Source organism: Arthrobacter pascens, from assembly GCF_017052465.1.
Lineage (GTDB): Bacteria > Actinomycetota > Actinomycetes > Actinomycetales > Micrococcaceae > Arthrobacter > Arthrobacter pascens.
Genome location: NZ_JAFHKT010000127.1, coordinates 1 through 17,812, shown reverse-complemented (window position 1 = coordinate 17,812; position 17,812 = coordinate 1). Strand labels below are relative to the sequence as shown.

Annotated in this window: 16 protein-coding genes; 8 read left to right on the top strand and 8 right to left on the bottom strand. The window is 68.1% G+C overall.

Annotated features, from left to right (window positions below; translation table 11 throughout):
* Positions 1-31 precede the first annotated feature (31 nt).
* Complete coding sequence (locus JYA52_RS08045) at positions 32-2,248, top strand: MMPL family transporter (RefSeq protein ID WP_240460098.1); 2,217 nt, start codon at positions 32-34, stop codon at positions 2,246-2,248.
* Here the strand turns inward: JYA52_RS08045 and JYA52_RS08040 are convergent.
* Positions 2,241-3,221, bottom strand: a complete 981-nt coding sequence (locus JYA52_RS08040) for an NAD-dependent epimerase/dehydratase family protein (RefSeq protein ID WP_205652683.1) — start codon at positions 3,219-3,221, stop codon at positions 2,241-2,243. The two genes, JYA52_RS08045 and JYA52_RS08040, sit on opposite strands and share 8 nt — an antisense overlap.
* 131 nt (positions 3,222-3,352) lie before the next feature.
* Between JYA52_RS08040 and JYA52_RS08035 the strand changes: the two genes are divergently transcribed.
* The 7 genes from JYA52_RS08035 (at position 3,353) to JYA52_RS08005 (ending at position 11,790) form a co-directional block, all read left to right on the top strand.
* Positions 3,353-4,072: a TetR/AcrR family transcriptional regulator gene (locus JYA52_RS08035; protein WP_205652682.1), complete on the top strand. Its 720-nt coding sequence runs from the start codon at positions 3,353-3,355 to the stop codon at positions 4,070-4,072.
* Between the two features lie 92 nt (positions 4,073-4,164).
* Positions 4,165-4,587, top strand: coding sequence for a hypothetical protein (locus tag JYA52_RS08030; RefSeq protein ID WP_205652681.1), 423 nt, complete (start codon positions 4,165-4,167; stop codon positions 4,585-4,587).
* Positions 4,588-4,923: 336 nt separating this feature from the next.
* A complete protein-coding gene (gene dnaK, locus JYA52_RS08025) occupies positions 4,924-6,807 on the top strand; it encodes a molecular chaperone DnaK (RefSeq protein WP_205652680.1) in 1,884 nt (627 codons plus the stop codon).
* 2 nt (positions 6,808-6,809) lie between these two features.
* On the top strand, positions 6,810-7,502 hold the full coding sequence (locus JYA52_RS08020; protein ID WP_205652679.1) for a nucleotide exchange factor GrpE: 693 nt from the start codon (positions 6,810-6,812) through the stop codon (positions 7,500-7,502).
* Positions 7,503-7,587: 85 nt separating this feature from the next.
* Entirely contained in the window at positions 7,588-8,571 is a 984-nt protein-coding gene (locus JYA52_RS08015; protein WP_205652678.1) for a DnaJ C-terminal domain-containing protein, read from the top strand.
* Between the two features lie 15 nt (positions 8,572-8,586).
* A complete protein-coding gene (locus tag JYA52_RS08010) occupies positions 8,587-9,009 on the top strand; it encodes a heat shock protein transcriptional repressor HspR (RefSeq protein ID WP_205652677.1) in 423 nt (140 codons plus the stop codon).
* A gap of 108 nt (positions 9,010-9,117) precedes the next feature.
* Positions 9,118-11,790 carry a PEP/pyruvate-binding domain-containing protein gene (locus JYA52_RS08005; RefSeq protein WP_205652676.1) on the top strand — a complete coding sequence of 891 codons (2,673 nt, stop codon included), beginning with the start codon at positions 9,118-9,120 and terminating at the stop codon, positions 11,788-11,790.
* A gap of 34 nt (positions 11,791-11,824) precedes the next feature.
* On the opposite strand, the gene JYA52_RS08000 is transcribed toward JYA52_RS08005, so the two are convergent.
* From JYA52_RS08000 to JYA52_RS07970, 7 genes are all read right to left on the bottom strand, one after another.
* Positions 11,825-12,562 carry a VOC family protein gene (locus JYA52_RS08000; RefSeq protein WP_205652675.1) on the bottom strand — a complete coding sequence of 246 codons (738 nt, stop codon included), beginning with the start codon at positions 12,560-12,562 and terminating at the stop codon, positions 11,825-11,827.
* A gap of 46 nt (positions 12,563-12,608) precedes the next feature.
* On the bottom strand, positions 12,609-13,583 hold the full coding sequence (locus tag JYA52_RS07995) for a D-2-hydroxyacid dehydrogenase family protein (protein ID WP_205652674.1): 975 nt from the start codon (positions 13,581-13,583) through the stop codon (positions 12,609-12,611).
* Between the two features lie 41 nt (positions 13,584-13,624).
* A complete protein-coding gene (locus JYA52_RS07990; RefSeq protein WP_205652673.1) occupies positions 13,625-13,924 on the bottom strand; it encodes a hypothetical protein in 300 nt (99 codons plus the stop codon).
* 95 nt (positions 13,925-14,019) lie between these two features.
* Positions 14,020-14,415, bottom strand: a complete 396-nt coding sequence (locus JYA52_RS07985; RefSeq protein ID WP_205652672.1) for a universal stress protein — start codon at positions 14,413-14,415, stop codon at positions 14,020-14,022.
* Positions 14,412-16,034 carry a tripartite tricarboxylate transporter permease gene (locus JYA52_RS07980; protein ID WP_205652671.1) on the bottom strand — a complete coding sequence of 541 codons (1,623 nt, stop codon included), beginning with the start codon at positions 16,032-16,034 and terminating at the stop codon, positions 14,412-14,414. The genes JYA52_RS07985 and JYA52_RS07980 overlap by 4 nt, the downstream gene beginning before the upstream one ends.
* Positions 16,035-16,538 carry a tripartite tricarboxylate transporter TctB family protein gene (locus tag JYA52_RS07975; protein ID WP_205652670.1) on the bottom strand — a complete coding sequence of 168 codons (504 nt, stop codon included), beginning with the start codon at positions 16,536-16,538 and terminating at the stop codon, positions 16,035-16,037. It lies immediately after the preceding gene.
* Positions 16,535-17,545: a Bug family tripartite tricarboxylate transporter substrate binding protein gene (locus JYA52_RS07970; RefSeq protein ID WP_205652669.1), complete on the bottom strand. Its 1,011-nt coding sequence runs from the start codon at positions 17,543-17,545 to the stop codon at positions 16,535-16,537. Before JYA52_RS07970 ends, JYA52_RS07975 begins: the two co-directional genes overlap by 4 nt.
* Between the last annotated feature and the right edge of the window lie 267 nt (positions 17,546-17,812).

Here is a 17,812-nt window from a genome sequence, read left to right as displayed (position 1 = left end):
CCAGCGGGACGCGACCGACATGAAGGACGCCATGAAGCAGCCATCCAGCACCGTGCCCCGCGTCCCGTTCTGGCTGCGCTGGCTAATTCCTGTGCTCCTCGTCCTCATCTGGCTAGCCGTCGCGGGCATTGGCGGGCCCACCTTCGGCAGGCTGGAGGAGGTCTCGTCCAACGACCAGGCGTCCTTCCTGCCGGCCGGCGCGGAGGCCACCGAGGCCCGGGATTGGCAGGAAAAGTTCAGGGACTCTGGCGAGGTTCCCGCCGTCGTCGTGATTGAAAGCGAGGCCGCGTTCACGCCGTCCCAACTGGGCGAGGCGGCGGCCCTCAAGGGTGAGCTGGAAGCGCTGCGGGCGGCCAGTTCGGTCATCGGCCCCATCCCCGCCGAGGACCAGCGGGCGGTGCAGTTCATCGTGCCTATTTCCTCGTCCGGCGAGGTCAAGGACGCCGTGCAGGAGCTGCGGGACGCGGTCCGGGCCGGAGCGCCGGAAGGCACGCAGACATTTGTCACTGGCCCGGCCGGGCTGGCGGCCGACCTCGCGGGCGCCTTCGCCGGCATCGACGGCATCCTGCTGCTCGTGGCGCTGGGGGCGGTGTTGGTCATCCTCCTGGTGGTCTACCGGTCCCTGCTCCTGCCCGTGGCCGTGCTGTTGACCTCGGTGTTCGCCCTGTGTGCGGCCATCCTGCTGGTGTTCGGCATGGCGAAGCTCGGCTGGATCCAGCTCAACGGCCAGAGCCAGGGCATTCTGTCGATCCTGGTAATCGGCGCCGCCACCGACTACGCCCTGCTCTATGTGGCACGGTTCCGCGAGGCGCTGACGCACACCGCGGACCGGACCGCCGCCGTCGCCACCGCCTGGAAGGCGTCCTTCGAGCCGATCCTGGCTTCCGGCGCCACGGTGATCATCGCCCTGCTGTGCCTGCTGTTCTCCGACCTTAATTCCAACAAGGCCCTGGGTCCCGTGGCTGCCGCCGGCATCCTGTGTGCGCTGTTCGCGGCGCTGACCCTGCTGCCTGCGCTGCTGGCGCTCCTGGGGCGCGGCGCGTTCTGGCCGTTCCTGCCCAGGCTGGTGCCCGAAGGGGAGCGGGAGCCGCGGCTGGTCACCGGCCTGGAGGGCCAGAAGGGGCTGTGGCGTGCCACCGGTTCACTGGTGTCCCGGCGTCCGCGGACCGTATGGGTGGCGTCCGTCCTCCTGCTGCTCGCCGCGTCGGCGGGAATCCTGCAGCTCAAGGCGAACGGCGTTCCCCAGACCGACGTCATCCTCAGCGCCTCCAATGCTGTTGACGGGCAGGACGCGCTGGCCCGCCACTTCGACGCCGGAAGCGGCAGCCCCGCGGTGATTGTGGCCACCGAAGCCAAGGCCGCGGAGGTGCTGGCAGAGGTCAAGGCGTCCGACGGCGTGGGAAGTGCCTACCTGCTTGCCGACGGCGGCGTGCCGGTCGTTTCCAGCGAACCGGCGGCGCCCGGTGCCCCCACCGCCCCGGCCGTCCGCGACGGGAGGGTGCTGATCAACGCCACCCTCGACTTCGCAGCGGACTCAAGCGACGCCGAGAATGCGGTGCTGGGGCTGCGGGAGGGCGTCAAGGGCGTGGACCCGAAAGCGCTGGTCGGCGGCGTGACCGCCACGGCGCTGGACACGAACACGACGGCGCAGCGGGACCTTGTGACCATCATCCCCGTGGTGCTCGCGGTCATCCTGGCCATCCTGATGCTGTTGCTGCGATCCGTCCTGGCGCCCGTCCTGCTGGTGGCGTCTGTGGTGCTTTCCTACGCGGCCGCCATGGGCGTCTCAGCCTTCGTGTTCAACACCGTCCTGGGCTTCCCGGGAGCTGATGCCACAGTGCCGCTGTTCGGCTTCGTGTTCCTGGTGGCCCTGGGCGTGGACTACAACATCTTCCTCATGAGCCGGGTCCGCGAGGAGTCACTCAAGCACGGGACCCGGCCCGGCATCCTGCGGGGACTGGGCGTGACCGGCGGGGTGATCACCTCCGCAGGGGTGGTTCTTGCAGCCACCTTTGCCGCACTGGGTGTCATCCCCATCATGTTCCTGGTGCAGCTCGCGTTCATCGTGGCATTCGGAGTGCTGCTGGACACGGTGCTGGTGCGCTCGCTGCTTGTCCCGGCGCTGGCCTACGACCTGGGCAGGCGCATCTGGTGGCCAAGCAGGCTGGGGCGCGCGGAGCCGCACCCCTTCCCGTCGGCGGACGAAACGGCCGGTGCAACCGAGGCCCAGGAAACCCGCGTCAGCTAGCGCGGGCGGTGCGCGGCGCGGCGGATCCTGAAGCCGCGGTGGAGGCCTCCGACTTCCACCAGTCAACAGTCAGCCGGGCAGCGGCGGGCAGCGGCGTCGGGCGCAGGTCAAGTGCCGCCTCGCTGGCTGCCGAGCTCATCACGAACGGCTGCTGGAACTGGTACAGCATCTCGGCGATCTCGCGGACGTCGGCCGAGAACACCCCGACGGCGCGCAGCAGCCAGCCCGGCAGGACGCCCACCTTCGGCGACGGCAGGCCCGCGGCATCAGCGAACGCGACGGCAAGTTGCCGCTGCGTGGGCGCCGGGTTGGTGGGGGCGTGCAGCACGCGGTTCCACAACGAGGGAGTCTGTGCGGCCTTGATCATCGCCGCAGCCAGGTCCGGCACGAACGTGAATGAATGCGGCCGGTCCGCGCCGCCCACCACCTGCAGCGGCCGCCGCGCCAGGATCGCCGGCACCATGCGTTCGCCCGCGTGCGACATCCGGACCCGGGGGCCGAAAAAGTCGGCCGCAACCACGCTCACGGTGTCTGTGGCGCTCGCTTCCCGCGCACCCAGGAGCGCCGTCCGCACGCCGCGCTTGCCGCCCCGGGCCGAGCGCGGGCTCTCCTCTGTCAGCACCTGGTCCGGCTCGCTGTACGAGTAGAGACTTTCGGGAAAGACGACGACGGCGCCCGCCTCGCCTGCCGCCGCCAGCACGGCCTGTTCTGCCCGCGGAAGTTCCCGCTCCCATGCCTTGGCGCTGTAGGCCGAGCCGTGGATGCAGTGGAAGACGGCGCTGGCGCCGCGGAACGAGTCCGCCAGCAGCGCGGGGTCCGCAACGTCCACGGAGCGCCTTTCAACCAGCGGGTGCCGCGGGCCGCTGCCGGACCGCGTCAGGACGCGGACGCGGTGGCCCAGCCCGGCGAGCTGTTCGGCGACCGTCCACCCCACCGGCCCGGCTCCCGTGACGACGAATAGTTTGTCCGGCATGGTCTCCCCGCTTTCACTGAAAGGTTATGAGAGCACTGCTCTCTCAATCCAGAATGACCGCCCTGCTCAGCGAAGTCAAGAGCAGTGCTCGCAGTTGAGTTCCCTGCTCTGCTTTGTGCCATCCTTGAAGGATGGCTGACGTCCAGGATCCCCAGAAGCCCAAGACCCCGCGTGAGCTGGCCCGCATCCGTACCATCGCGCAGATTGTCCAGCTGGGACGGGAGCATCTCGCGCTCCATGGGGCGGCTGCGCTCTCACTCCGCGCCGTTGCCCGCGACCTGGGCGTGGTGTCGTCCGCCGTGTACCGCTACGTGGAGAGCCGCGACGAGCTCCTGACGCTCCTGCTCATAGACGCCTACGGTGAGCTGGGAGATGCAGTGGATGCCGCCGTCGAGCCGTTCCCCGCGGACGACTTCAGGGGCCGCTTTGCCGCACTGGCGCACGCCGTCAGGGAGTGGGCGGTGAGGGAGCCGTCCAGATACTCTCTCCTGTTCGGGAGTCCGGTGCCCGGATACCAGGCGCCGGCAGAGCGGACCACCGGCCCCGGTACGCGGGTGGTCACCTGCCTGATGGGGATCCTGGACTCCGCCTACCGGGCAGGCAGGCTCGCTGCGCCGGATGCCGCCGTCGTGCACCCCGCGCTGGCTGCCGACTTTGAAGCAATCCGCGGTGGACTGGACCTGGCGGTCCCGGACGCCCTGCTGGCCCGCGGCGCGCTGGTGTGGACGTCGATCTTCGGGGCTGTCAGTTTCGAAGTCTTCGGGCAGTACGGAGCCGACACGTTTTCCGCCCCCGACGAACTGTTTCAGCACCACGTGGACATGCTGGCCCGCGTGGCCGGATTCGACTGAATACGGACCCCTGTTGCCACCTGCTCCGGCTGAGTAGACTGCCAGTGCGTCCGGCCGGGCGCGGCCCAATCCTCCGAAGGAGTGATCAAGCGATGACCGAAAACAGCGAGCCGAACAGCGCAGGAAAGACCCACGCCAGCTCCAGGAACCCGGCACTCGAAGGTGATAGCGGACAGTACGTTGAGGGCGACTATGGCGACGCCGGCGTGGTGGGTGACGATGCCCGCGCCGATACGAAGGGCCAATACTCTGGCGGCGATCGTGGCGACGCCGGATCGGCCGAAGGCCCCGCCGACGCCGAGGCAGGCGCCTATGCGACAGGCGACTATGGCGGGGCTGGCGCGGTGGGACAGGAGCTGCCCGCCGGCCAGGCAGGCGAATACTCCGAAGGCGACTATGGCGCCGCCGGTACCGCGCCGGAGCGGGGTGAGGCCGACGAACTGAAGGATGAACTCATCGACGGCCAGGTCAACGCTCCCAAGAACAACGGCGGCGGCAGTTCCTCCCGCGATTAAGTCGCGCGGGGGGCGGCGCCCGGCGCACGTTCACGCAGGGCGAAACCGTACCGTTCCGTCCCTTTGGCCTCCGGCTTTCCACCAGCTTCCGCGGATGGCCGGGGGCCATTCCCATGGGCGAGCCCCGCAGAATTCCAAAGTTGAGCGTGCTCGACTCAACTTTGGATTGACTTAAAAGCCGGGCTGAGTAAAGTTGAGTGCAGATCGCTCAAGGAGTGGGCGAACCTCGATCTCGACGAGCCAGATCAGCGGGTTACAAGCCCGATCAGCAGCCTGATGCCGGGCCACGTCGAGGGCCGGGGTCACACAGTTTCCAAGGAAAGAAGGAAGCAACACATGTCACGTGCAGTAGGTATCGACCTCGGAACCACCAACTCCGTCGTCTCCGTTCTCGAAGGTGGCGAGCCCACCGTTATTGCCAACGCCGAGGGCGGCCGCACCACGCCGTCCGTCGTTGCGTTCTCCAAGTCCGGCGAGGTCCTGGTCGGCGAGATCGCCAAGCGCCAGGCCGTCAACAACATCGACCGCACCATCGCCTCCGTCAAGCGCCACATGGGCACCGACTGGAGCGTCGCAATCGACGACAAGAAGTACACGGCGCAGGAAATCTCCGCTCGCGTGCTGATGAAGCTGAAGAACGACGCCGAGTCCTACCTCGGCGAAAAGGTCACCGACGCCGTGATCACCGTTCCGGCCTACTTCAACGACGCCGAGCGCCAGGCCACCAAGGAAGCCGGCGAAATCGCCGGCATGAACGTCCTGCGCATCGTCAACGAGCCCACCGCGGCCGCCCTGGCCTACGGCCTGGACAAGGGTAAGGAGGACGAGCTCATCCTGGTCTTCGACCTCGGCGGCGGCACGTTCGACGTCTCCCTGCTGGAAGTCGGCAAGGACGAAGACGACTTCTCCACCATCCAGGTGCGCGCCACCGCCGGTGACAACCGCCTCGGCGGCGACGACTGGGACAACCGCGTCGTTGAGTACCTGCTGAACCAGCTCAAGGTCAAGGGCATCGATCTCTCCAAGGACAAGATCGCCCTGCAGCGCCTGCGTGAAGCGGCCGAGCAGGCCAAGAAGGAACTCTCCTCCTCCTCCAGCACCAACGTCTCCCTCCAGTACCTCTCCGTCACCCCCGACGGCCCGGTCCACCTGGACGAGCAGCTGACCCGCGCCAAGTTCCAGGACCTCACCAAGGACCTGCTGGACCGCACCAAGAAGCCTTTCCACGACGTCATCAAGGAAGCCGGCATCAAGCTTTCCGACATCGACCACATCGTGCTCGTGGGCGGTTCCACCCGTATGCCCGCTGTGTACGAGCTGGTCAAGGAACTCGCCGGCGGCAAGGAGCCCAACAAGGGCGTCAACCCGGATGAGGTTGTGGCCGTTGGTGCAGCCCTGCAGGCAGGCGTGCTGAAGGGTGAGCGCAAGGACGTTCTCCTGATCGACGTCACCCCGCTGTCCCTCGGCATCGAGACCAAGGGCGGTGTCATGACGCACCTGATCGAGCGCAACACGGCCATCCCCACCAAGCGGTCCGAGACCTTCACCACGGCTGATGACAACCAGCCGTCCGTGGCCATCCAGGTCTTCCAGGGCGAACGCGAGTTCACCCGCGACAACAAGCCGCTGGGCACATTCGAACTGACCGGCATCGCTCCGGCCCCCCGCGGCGTCCCGCAGATCGAGGTCACCTTCGACATCGACGCCAACGGCATCGTGCACGTCTCCGCGAAGGACAAGGGCACCGGCAAGGAACAGTCCATGACCATCACCGGCGGCACGGCGCTTTCGAAGGAAGACATCGAGCGCATGGTCCGCGACGCCGAGGAGCACGCGGCCGAGGACAAGGCCCGCCGCGAGGCGACCGACACCCGCAACACGGCCGAGCAGCTGGCCTACTCCGTGGACAAGCTCATCGCCGACAACAAGGACAAGCTGCCCGAAGAGGTCAAGACCGAGGTCCAGGCCGACGTCGACGCCCTCAAGAAGGCGCTTGAAGGCACCGACGATGCGGCCGTGAAGACCGCGTTTGAGAAGCTGCAGGCTTCCCAGACCAAGCTGGGCGAAGCCATCTACGCCCAGGCAGGTTCGCCGAACGGTGAAACCGGCGCAGCCGGTGCTGAGGGTGCGCCGGCCGGTGCCGCAGGCGACAAGACGGGTTCTTCCGACGATGAAGACATCGTCGACGCCGAGATCGTTGACGAAGAAGAGAAGAAGTAACCATGCCTCATCACGGTAACGAAGAAGAGCACGGCTCTTCCCGCGACCAGGGAAGCAAGCGCGACGAGCCGGTCATCCGGGACCACCGCAAGGTGGACCCGGTGACCGGGCAGGCCCGCCACCCCAAAGGTGAGAAGCATGCCGAACCGGTGGCGGAGCCCCTCGAGACCTCCGCGGATTCCGACGGCGACGCCCTCGCCCAGGCAGAGGAAATCCTTAACCGGGTGGATGTGCCGGCCGAGGAATCGGTGGCACAGGGGGTTGCGACAGGCTCAACCACCGCTGAGGCTACGGAGCTGAAGAACGACCTGCTCCGGCTGCAGGCGGAGTACGTCAACTACCGCAAGCGCGTTGAGCGCGACCGCGCCGTGGCAGGGGAAATGGCCGTCATCGGCGTCCTGAACTCGCTGCTTCCGGTGCTGGACGACGTGGACGCCGCCCGCCAGCACGGTGACCTCACGGACGGCCCGTTCGCCGCGATCGCCGCCAAGCTGGAGAATGCGCTGAAGACGTACGGCCTGGTGCGCATCGATGAGACCGGTGTGGAGTTCGACCCCACGATCCACGAGGCCCTCATCCAGCAGCCCGGCGAGGACATCGAGGTTGACACTGTCAGCCAGGTGCTCCGCTCCGGCTACAAGTCAGGCGAGCGCGTCCTCCGGGCAGCGCAGGTCATCGTGGCTGTGCCTGCGTAGCATTACCCCCGGTGGTTGAGCTTGTCGGAACCCAGGTTTCGGCAAGCTCAACCACCGACCCGTAACTTTTTGAAAGGAAACGCCATTGGCCAGCCAGGACTGGGTAGACAAGGACTTCTATAAGATCCTTGGTGTTGCCAAGGACGCTTCCGACGCTGATATCAAGAAGGCTTATCGGAAGCTCGCCCGGCAGCACCACCCGGATACGAATTCAGGTGACGCTGCCTCGGAGAAGAAGTTCAAGGACATCTCCGAGGCATATTCCGTGTTGTCGGACCCTGATGAACGTCAGCAGTATGACGCCATCCGGGCCATGGGTGGCGGAGCGCGCTTCGCCCCGCACGGTGCCGGGAGTACCGCGAACGGCGGTTTCGAGGACCTCTTCGGCGGGCTGTTCACCGGCGGCGGAGGGCGCCATTCCGGCGGTTTCAGCACGGCCGGCGGCGTCCCGCCCGAATTTGCGGACCTGTTCGGCGGCGGCTTCGGCGGGGCCGGCGGGCCTGCCGGGTACCAGCGTGCGCCGCAGAAGGGCGCGGACCGCACGGCGACCACCAGCATCTCCTTCGCCGGATCCATCCGCGGCACCACCATCGGCCTGCGCGAGCCAGACGGCGAAGTCATCGACGTCCGCGTGCCCGCCGGCATCAAGGACGGCCAGCGGGTCCGTGTCCGCGGCAAGGGCCAGTACGGTCCTGCCGGCAACGGCGACCTCATGGTGACGGTCAACGTCAAGCCGCACAATTTCTACACGCGCGACGGCGACAACCTCCGCATCCACGTGCCGGTCACCTTCCCGGAAGCCGCTTTGGGCGCCGACATCGAGGTCCCCACCATCGACGGCGAGCATGTCAGGGTCCGGGTGCCCGCGGGGACGCCGTCCGGGCGCACCCTCCGGGTCAAAGGCCGCGGCGTCAAAACGTCCAAGGGCGAGGGCGACCTGCTGGTGACGATCGACGTCGCCGTTCCGAAGAACCTGAGCAAGGAAGCCGAGGAGGCGGTGAAGGCGTTTGCCGCCGCCACCGCCGGCGCGGATGTCCGTGAGGGCCTGGCAGCCAAGGCCCGGCTGTAGAAACGGGCGCCGGCCGTGGACATCAACTTCGATCAGCCGATTTTCGTCATTTCAGTGGCGGCCGAGCTGGCAGACATGCATCCGCAGACGCTGCGGCAGTACGACCGGCTGGGCATCGTCAAGCCCAGCCGTGCGCCGGGTAAATCCCGCCGGTATTCCCAACGGGACGTGAACATGCTCCGCGAGGTGCAGCGCCTGTCCCACGAGGGGGTCTCCCTCGAGGGCATCAAGCGCATCCTCGAACTGGAGAACCAGGTGGCCGCGCTGCAGCGCCGGGTCGGCGAACTGACGGAGCAACTGGGCCGGCGTCGTGATTCGCTCGACTCCAGGATCTTTGCCGCCGGAGCAGCCGGCGACGTCGTCAGCCTCGCCCGTGGGCAGCGCCCCCGGCCGCGCTCCCAGGCCGTGGTGGTTTGGCGCCCGCGCAGCGGCCAGTGAGCGGCGCCGAAGGGGTCCAGGCCTAGGACGCCGGCATCCCGCGTGCCACAATGGGCACGGACCGGGCCCGGAGCAGCGCCTCGGCCCGGGCAGGAGGGATGCGCGGTGATGGCCTACATCAGGGACTTCGGGCAGCTCGGGCGCGGGGATGTCGGGCTGGCCGGCGGAAAGGGTGCCAACCTTGGCGAGCTGGCCCGGGCAGGGTTTCCCGTGCCGCCCGGCTTCGTGCTGACCACCGCAGCGTATGCGGACTTCGTCGAGTCCAACGGCCTCGCCCCGCGGATTCTCGAACTCGCCACGCTTCCTCCCGGTGCACACGGGACCGACTACGATGGGGCCGCCCGGCGGATCCGCGCGCTGTTCACCGGGGGCGTGATGCCGAAGGAGATCGCCCGCGAGCTGCGCGAGGCGTACAGCGGGCTCGCCCGGGGGACTGCCGCGCCCGGCGACGGCGGCGGTGCGGACGTGCCGGTGGCCGTGAGGTCCTCTGCCACCGCCGAGGACTTGGCCTCGGCCAGCTTCGCGGGGCAGCAGGACACCTACTTGAACATCCGGGGCGCCGATGACGTCACGGCGGCGGTCATAGACTGCTGGGCGTCCCTGTGGAATGCGCGCGCCATGGCTTACCGCTCCCGTGAGGGGCTCGATCCCGCCACGGTTCGCCTCGCGGTGGTGGTACAGCGGATGGTCGAGTCGGACGCCGCCGGCGTCATGTTCACCGCCAACCCTTCCAACGGCCGCCGCGACCAGGTGGTGATCAGTGCCGCCTGGGGCCTGGGCGAGTCGGTGGTCAGCGGTGCCGTCACCACCGACGACGTCGTGCTGGACCCCGCTTCGGGCCGCGTGGAGTCGCGGAGCACCGCGGACAAGGACGTCATGACCGCCTACGCGGACAATGGCACGAGGGAGCAGCCGGTTCCTGAGCGGCAGCGCCGCCAGCCGGTCCTGGATGACGCTGCGGCGGCCGCGCTGGCACGGCAGGGAGTAGCCATCGCGGAACATTTCGGCTCGCCGCAGGACATCGAATGGGCGCGTTCGGCCGGTGAGTTCTTCATTGTGCAGTCCCGCCCGGTCACCGCGCTGCCCGAACCCTCGGCCGAGGCCCCGACGGAATGGCCGTTGCCATTCCCGAAGGGCATGTACTTCCGGGCGAGCATTGTGGAGCAGCTGCCCGACCCGCTCTCACCCTTGTTCGCCGACCTCATCGACGGCTCGGTGACGCGGTCGATCAGGGCCCTGCTGTCCGAGGCCGTGGGCAGCGACGTGGTCCGGGAGGGCGACGTCTCCCTGCCCACGATCAACGGCTACGCCTATTACTACTACAGCTCCAGCGGAATGTGGCGCGTGATGGGCAAGTCCCTGACCGCGATGGGTGCCCTCGCCCGCGGCCAGGCGCACATGGGCATCAAGGGGTGGCGGGACCATTCCCACCCCCGCTACCGCGGGCTGGTGCGGCGCTGGGCCGCCAAACCGCTGGAGGACCTTCCCTCCTCCGAGGTGCTGGGCGGGATCTCCGAGCTGCTGGACGCCGGAACCGCCTATTACACGGCGGTGCAGTCCGTCATCCCCATCGCAGCAACAAGCGAGATCATGTTCCGGTCGTTTTACGACCGGCTGGTCCGCCGTGCCGGCGACCCGCCCGGGCAGACCTTCCTGCTCGGGTACGACAGCGAGCCCATCCGTGCCGAGAAGTCACTGTTCGACCTGGCGGCCTGGACCCGCGGACATCCGGAACTGGCCGCAGCCCTAGCCTCCGGACCGGCCGGATCCATTGCCGCGTCCGTGCGGACTGGGGAGCGGCCAGCGGGCGTGGACGCGGGGGAGTGGGAACAGTGGCGGACGCGCTTCCAGCGGCATCTGGACCGGTTCGGGCATGCCGTGTACAACCTTGACTTCGTCAACCCGGTGCCCGCCGACGATCCTTCGGCCCTGCTGGAAACCCTGAAGTTCTTCCTGCGCGGCGAGGGCCACGACCCGCATGAGCGCCAGCAGCATTCGGCCGGCCGCCGGGAGGACCAGAGCCGGGCGATCAGCGCAAGGCTTGACCCCGTCCGCCGCGCCGCGTTCACCCGGCTGCTGCGCTGGGCGCAAAGGGCGGCGCCCGTCCGTGAAGATGCGCTAGCCGACGTCGGCCTGGCGTGGCCGCTGATGCGGAGGATGCTGCTGGAGCTAGGCCGGCGGCTGGTCGACTCCGGCATCATCGCCGACCCCGCCGACGTCTTCTGGCTCCGGCTCGACGAGTTGCGCAACGCCATCGAGTTCGGCCTTGCCACACCGGGTGCATCCATCACCGGCGCCGAACGGCCGGTGCGGGCCGATGCCGTGGAGCAGCGCAAGATGCTGTGGCGCGGGCAGCGGAAGGCCGCCGCGCCGCAACTCCTGCCCGAAAGCCGATGGATGGAACGGGCGTTCGGAAGCATGATGCCGGCCCGCTCCCAGGACCAGCGCGGCGACACCTTCTCGGGAGTCGGCGCCAGTTCCGGGCAGGTGACCGCACCGGCGCGCGTCCTCGGCGGCCCCGAGGACTTCGCCAGCATGCGGCCGGGGGAGGTCTTGGTCGCCCGCATGACGACGCCGGCGTGGACGCCGCTGTTCGCCATGGCCGCCGGCGTGGTCACCGACGTGGGCGGCCCGCTGAGCCACAGCTCGATCGTCGCCCGGGAATACGGCATCCCCGCCGTTCTCGGCACCGGCGTGGCCACCCAGCGTCTCGCGAGCGGACAGCAGGTGAGGGTCGACGGCGATGCGGGCACGGTCACGGTAGAACGCGCCGAGGCGTGACACGGGCAGAGGGAGGCGCCTGTATCCCTCTGTGTCAGCCCGGGGTAAGGACGCAGAACTCGTTACCCTCCGGGTCGGCGAGGCACACCCACGGCACATCGCCCTGGCCGACGTCGGCGTCAGTGGCGCCCAGAGCGCGCAGCCTGGCCACCTCTGCCGCTTGATCGTCACCGGGATACGGCCTCAGGTCGAGGTGGATACGGTTCCACACGGTCTCCTCGCCGGACGTACGAAGGAGTTCCAGATACGGCCCGACATCCTCGGCCGAACGCAGCCTCGCATGATCGTCGGTCACCTCGTGCAGCGTCCAGTCCGTAGCCTCGCTCCAGAACCGGGCCATGGCCCGCGGATCCGTGCAGTTGACCACCACCGTCGCGATCGGCCCGGTGTCCCGGTAGATCTCCCGGGGTTCCAGCACACAGAACACATTGCCCTCCGGGTCGGCCAGGACGGTCCACGGCACATCACCCTGGCCCACATCTGCTGGCGTCGCACCGAGCTCCAACAGGCGCGCCACCAGCTCCGCTTGATGGGCCGCAGAGGTGGTGGCTAGATCGAGGTGCGCGCGGTACTTCACTGTCTCGGGGTCCGGAACGGTGACGACGTCGACGCAGACGGCGGTGGGGTCCGGCCAGGCGAAGCCCACGGGCTCAACATTGGTCACACCGGGACCCTCGCTGGACACACCCCAGCCGAGCGCCTCCGCCCAAAACCTGCCGAGCGCTGAGTCATCCCGGGCCTTGAAATTCACCTGGACAAGTCGCAGTGCCATACCGCCTGACCCTATACCAGGTCACACCCGATGGGCGAGGCACTCCCTAGCGCAGGGTGGCCGGCGTGAGCGGCCGGACGTGGGTGCCGTCCAGCCAGGCTGTCACATCCTCGAACGCGCCGCCGAAGAATGCCCGGTAGCTCTCCCGCGTGACATAGCCAAGGTGGGGCGTCAGGAGTGTTCGCGGCGCGTCCAGGAGCGGGTGGCCCGGCGGCAGCGGTTCCTGGTCGAAGACATCCAGCGCGGTGCCGCGGATCCAGCCTTTCCGCAGCGCCGTGACAAGTGCCTGCTGGTCAACGAGGGGCCCTCGGGCGGTGTTCACCAGGACGCCGTCGGGGCCCAGGAGCCGCAACTCCCGTTCGCCGACCGTCCCCTCGGAACGCGCCGACAGGCGCAGATGCAGGGACACGACGTCGGACTTCTGGAAGAGCTCATCCTTGGTGACTTTGCGCGCGCCGGCCGCGGCGGCGGTCTCTTCCGTGAGGTTCTGGCTCCACGCAAGCACGTCCATCCCGAAGGCGCGGCCGTAGGCGGCGATGCGCTGGCCGATCTTGCCGAGGCCAACGATTCCGAGCGTCTTGCCGGACAGCTCGAAGCCGACCGTCCGCTGCCAGCCGCCTGCACGCAGCGTGTTCTCCTCCGCGGTGATGTGCCGGGCGAAAGCCAGGAGTAGCGCCCAGGTCAGTTCGGGGGCTGCGGTGGGTGAGCCGCCGGTTCCGCACACCGTGACGCCGTGGTCGGTGGCGGCCTGCAGATCGATCGAGGCGTTCGCGGCGCCGGTGGTCACCAGCAGTTTCAGCCGGGGCAGCTGCTCGATGACGGGGCGGGGAAAGGGCGTGCGTTCCCGCATCGCGATGATGATGTCGAAGTCCGCCAACGCCGCCACCACGTCGGCTTCGGAGGCGAAATGCCGGCCGAATACGGTGACGGCGACCCCCCGCTGTTCCAGGGAGCTCCACGGGGCGAAGTCCTCCGCGACTCCTTGGTAGTCGTCCAGAATGGCGAGGCGGTGCTGGTTCATGGCTTTACGCTACCGGACGGCTTTCCTGACGGCCGCAGGGCTCAGGACCTGCGGGGCTGGCCGGGGCTGCGGGTGCGACCCGGGCCGGCACTGTGCCTCCGGGCGCGGCGGAAGAGCGTCGCGCCGTCGCCGTGCAGAAAGAGTGCACGTCCCTGTCCGCCATCCTGAATGATCCAGATGACGCTGCCGTCCGGAGCCCGCATGTCAATCCGGCCGGAGGCGACGCGTCCCTGGCGGTGGATTTCCACCTTGTCACCGGGGGAGAGCGTGGCCCAGTTGGCTATGGGTTCCGGGGACAGCCTTCCTGCGGCGGCGCGGGCATCGGGGGTGCAGACAGTCATGGTGGTCCTTTCAACGTGCGGATGGTGCAGACCGGGGGCCCGGAATCCCAACGGGTCCGGACCCCCGGTCTGCGACGTTCTGGATTGGTGCGTGATTAAGCGCCGGCCTTGACCGCCAGCACGGGGCAGGACGCTTCGAGCAGGATCTGCTGCGCCGTGCTGCCCATGATCAGCTTCCCTACGGGAGTGCGCTTCCGAAGGCCGATGACGATCAGGTCGGCCTGGTATTCCTCCGCGGCATCGAGCACCTCGTTGGCTGCGTCGTTTCCGCGGACCGGCTGGAGGACGAGGTGCTCCACGCCCTCCTTCTCCAGCCGCTGGGTGACCGCTGTGAGGTCCTCGGCCTGGACGTAGCGCTTGTCCACCAGTGCGTCGCCGCGGGAGGAATTGACGATGACGAGCCGGCTTTGGTTTTTCTGGGCCTCACTGATCGCCCGGTTGAGGGCGGCTGCCCCCTCAGGCGTGGGAACGTAGCCGACGATGATGCTCACGATTTCTCCTGTCCATGGTTGGCGGGCGTGGCGTCTGACGCCGTCGGACCGTCCGCCGGCGGACGGTCCGCCGTCGAACCGGCTGCTGCGGGGCCGCCGGCGACTGTGCCGCCCGCAACCGCCGCGGCGGTGCGGGGGCGGGCACGGCGCCATGCCTTGAACAGCAGCGGCCAGAGCAGGACGAGGGCCACGATGATGTAGACGACGATGGCGATCGGTTCGCTCCAGAGGCCGGAGACGTCGCCGGCGCTCAGCTGCAGCGTCTGGCGCAGCTGCTTTTCAAGGCGCGGTCCGAGGATCACGCCGAGGATGAGCGGCAGGACGGGCAGTCCGTAGCGGCGCATCATGAAGCCCAGCGTGCCCAGAACCAGCAGGATCACCAGGTCGAACGCCTGCAGGTTGACCGAGTAGGCACCCAGCGTGGCGAAGAACAGGATGCCCGCGTACAGGTACGGGCGCGGCAGCCGGAGCAGCTTCGCCCAGACCGGTGCCAGTGGAAGGTTCACCAGCAGCAGCAGGAAGTTGCCAATGAACAGGCTGGCGATCAGCGCCCAGACCAGCGGCCCCTCGTTTTCGAACAGGAGGGGTCCGGGCTGGATGCCGAACTGGACGAAGGCGGCGAGCATGACGGCGGCGGTGGCGTTCGTCGGCAGGCCGAGGGCCAGCATCGGGGTCAGGGTGCCCGCCGCCGCGGCGTTGTTGGCCGCTTCCGGACCGGCCACACCTTCGATGGCGCCCTTGCCGAACTCCTCGGGGTGCTTGGTGAGCCGCTTCTCCGTCACGTAGGAGAGGAAGGTGGGGATTTCGGCGCCGCCCGCCGGCAGCGCTCCGAAGGGGAAGCCGTAGGCGGTGCCGCGCAGCCACGGCTTCCAGGACCGCTTCCAGTCCTGCTTGCCCATGAAGGGCCGGCCCACGGGGATGATCTGCAGCGGTGTGCGGCGCAGGTGCGCTGCTACCCACAGGGCTTCACCGACGGCGAAGATCGCCACGGCGACGACGACGACGTCGAGGCCGTCAGCGAGCAGCGGCAGGCCGAAGGTGAGGCGGGCCTGGCCGGACACGATGTCAAGGCCGACGAGGCCGATCGCCAGCCCCAGGCCGAGGGACGCGAAGCCGCGCAGCCGGGACGAGCCCAGGACGGCGGTGACGGCCAGCAGGGCCAGGACCATGATGGCGAAGTAGCTGGGCGAGCCAAGGCTCACCGCGAACTGAACGACGATCGGTGCGAAGACCACCAGGAGGGCCGTGCCGATGGTGCCGGCGACGAACGAGCCGATGGCCGCCGTCGCCAATGCCTGGGCTGCCTTGCCGGCCTTGGCCATCAGGTTGCCCTCAATCGCGGTGATCACGGAGGACGATTCGCCCGGGGTGTTGAGGAGGATCGATGTGGTGGAACCGCCGAACATGCCGCCGTAGTAGATGCCGGCGAACATGATGAAGGCGCTCGTCGGTTCGAGGACCGAGGTGACCGGGAGCAGCAGCGCCACGGTCATGGCCGGCCCGATGCCGGGAAGGACGCCGACGGCGGTGCCCAGGAGGACGCCGATCAGGGCGTACAGGAGGTTCATGGGAGTCAGCGCCGTCGCGAACCCGTCCATGAGTGAGGACAGGATGTCCATCTAGAGAATCCCTTCAAGGAGCCCGGCGGGGAGAGCGATGCCCAGACCGAGGTAGAAGCCGTAGAAGGTCAGGAGCGCCAGGGCCAGGGAGATGAGTCCGTCGCGGACGTAGTGGCGGCTTCCCAGCGCCCAGACACTGCCCCAGAAGAGCACGGTTCCGGAGATGACCCAGCCGGCCCAGTCGATCAGCAGGATGTTGGCGATGAAGGCGAGAGCAAGCGGGAGGACGGTCTTCCAATCGCTCGGGTGGCTCAGATCGACGTCCTCGCCGGCCTCTGCGTCGGCGTGGCCGCCGCGCACGACATTTACTGCCAGCATCACGGCGCAGACCAGCAGGAGTGCTCCCACAATGACGGGCAGGGCCTTGGGGCCCACCGGGTCTGACTGGGAGTAGGGCACGACCAGGCGCACGGCGTCGAAGAGGACGAAGGCGCCGACCGCCCCGAGCAGGGCTGCGACGCCCAGCTCGGAGCGGCCTTTGAGGCGGGAGGACAAGGAGGTCACGCCAGGCCGAGCTTCGTCAGGACATCGGCGACGCGCTTGTCCTGGTCCGTGAGGAAGGACTTGAATTCGTCGCCGGTGGCGAACGCGTCGGTCCAGCCGCGCGCCTTCAGGGTTTCCTTCCAGGACGCCGACTCGTGCATCTTGGTCAGCGTGGCAATCAGCGCGTCACGGTCGGCATCGCTGATGCCCGGAGGGGCGACGATGCCGCGCCAGTTGGTGAAGACCAGGTCGATGTTGGATTCCTTGAGCGTGGGGGCGTCGACTCCTTCAAGCCGGTTCTCACCGCTGGTTGCCAGGACGCGGATGGATCCGGACTTGATCTGTTGAATGAACTCGCCCGCTCCGGAGGCCGCGAAGCCCAGCTTGTTGCCGAGGATGGCCGGAAGCAGGTCCCCGCCGCCGTCGTAGGAGACGAAGTTGACCTTGGTGGCGTCGATGCCCACGGCACCTGCGAGCTGCATCGGCAGGAGGTGGTCCGGTCCGCCCGGGGAGGAGCCGCCGCCGACGCTGACTTTGGATGGGTCCGCCTTCCAGGCAGCCACAAGATCGTCAATGGTCTTGTACGGGGAATCCTTGGAAACCATGATGGCGCCCGGCTCTTCGATGAGCTTCGCAAGCGGAGTGGTCTCGGTCAGCTTCGACTCGGACTTGTTGGTGTAGCTGGCTCCGACGACGCCGAGGCCCATCAGCATGGTCAGGTCGCCGTTGCCCTTTTCGTTGACTACGCGGGCCAGTCCGACGGTGCCGCCAGCGCCGGCCAGGTTGAAGACCTCGGGGTTGGTGGCGAGTTTCTCATCTTCGAGAACCTTTGCCGCGGCGCGTGCCGTGGTGTCGTAGCCGCCGCCGGCGGTGTTGGGCACCATGATGCGCAGCCCGGTGAGGGGTCCGCTGCTTGCTCCGGTGGTGGAGGGGCCGCCCTCAGTCTTGCCTGTCGCCCCGCAGCCGGTGGCCATCAGGGCGATGCCTGCCGCAACTGCTGCCACGCGTAATGCGCTGAATCCGCGCATGTTGTTCCTCTTCTCGTTTGGTCCGTTTGAGCGGTGTTCTCCGATGTTAGGGCCGAAAGTGACGCGGCTCACTCTTGTGTAACCAGAGAACGTTAAGTTCATTGCGTTCACGTTGCAGGGGGCTCACGGGGGGTGCCTCTATGGTTTTCGTCAAGCGGCTGAGGGTAGGTTCCGTGGCTCAGGTTCTTGGTAGAGGGTTCCGTCTCGGAGCATGGCGAAGAGTACGTCTGAGCGGCGTCTGGCGAGGGCGATGAGGGCTTGGTTGTG

Excerpts from the sequence above, each read along its gene's own strand:
- JYA52_RS08020 (WP_205652679.1), top strand. The coding sequence starts at position 6,810 with ATGCCTCATCACGGTAACGAAGAAGAGCACGGCTCTTCCCGCGACCAG.
- JYA52_RS08040 (WP_205652683.1), bottom strand. The coding sequence starts at position 3,221 with ATGCCGGACAAACTATTCGTCGTCACGGGAGCCGGGCCGGTGGGGTGG.
- JYA52_RS07970 (WP_205652669.1), bottom strand. The coding sequence starts at position 17,545 with ATGCGCGGATTCAGCGCATTACGCGTGGCAGCAGTTGCGGCAGGCATC.
- JYA52_RS08045 (WP_240460098.1), top strand. The coding sequence starts at position 32 with ATGAAGCAGCCATCCAGCACCGTGCCCCGCGTCCCGTTCTGGCTGCGC.
- dnaK (WP_205652680.1), top strand. The coding sequence starts at position 4,924 with ATGTCACGTGCAGTAGGTATCGACCTCGGAACCACCAACTCCGTCGTC.
- JYA52_RS08000 (WP_205652675.1), bottom strand. The coding sequence starts at position 12,562 with ATGGCACTGCGACTTGTCCAGGTGAATTTCAAGGCCCGGGATGACTCA.
- JYA52_RS08030 (WP_205652681.1), top strand. The coding sequence starts at position 4,165 with ATGACCGAAAACAGCGAGCCGAACAGCGCAGGAAAGACCCACGCCAGC.
- JYA52_RS07980 (WP_205652671.1), bottom strand. The coding sequence starts at position 16,034 with ATGGACATCCTGTCCTCACTCATGGACGGGTTCGCGACGGCGCTGACT.
- JYA52_RS07995 (WP_205652674.1), bottom strand. The coding sequence starts at position 13,583 with ATGAACCAGCACCGCCTCGCCATTCTGGACGACTACCAAGGAGTCGCG.
- JYA52_RS08005 (WP_205652676.1), top strand. The coding sequence starts at position 9,118 with ATGGCCTACATCAGGGACTTCGGGCAGCTCGGGCGCGGGGATGTCGGG.
- JYA52_RS07990 (WP_205652673.1), bottom strand. The coding sequence starts at position 13,924 with ATGACTGTCTGCACCCCCGATGCCCGCGCCGCCGCAGGAAGGCTGTCC.
- JYA52_RS08035 (WP_205652682.1), top strand. The coding sequence starts at position 3,353 with ATGGCTGACGTCCAGGATCCCCAGAAGCCCAAGACCCCGCGTGAGCTG.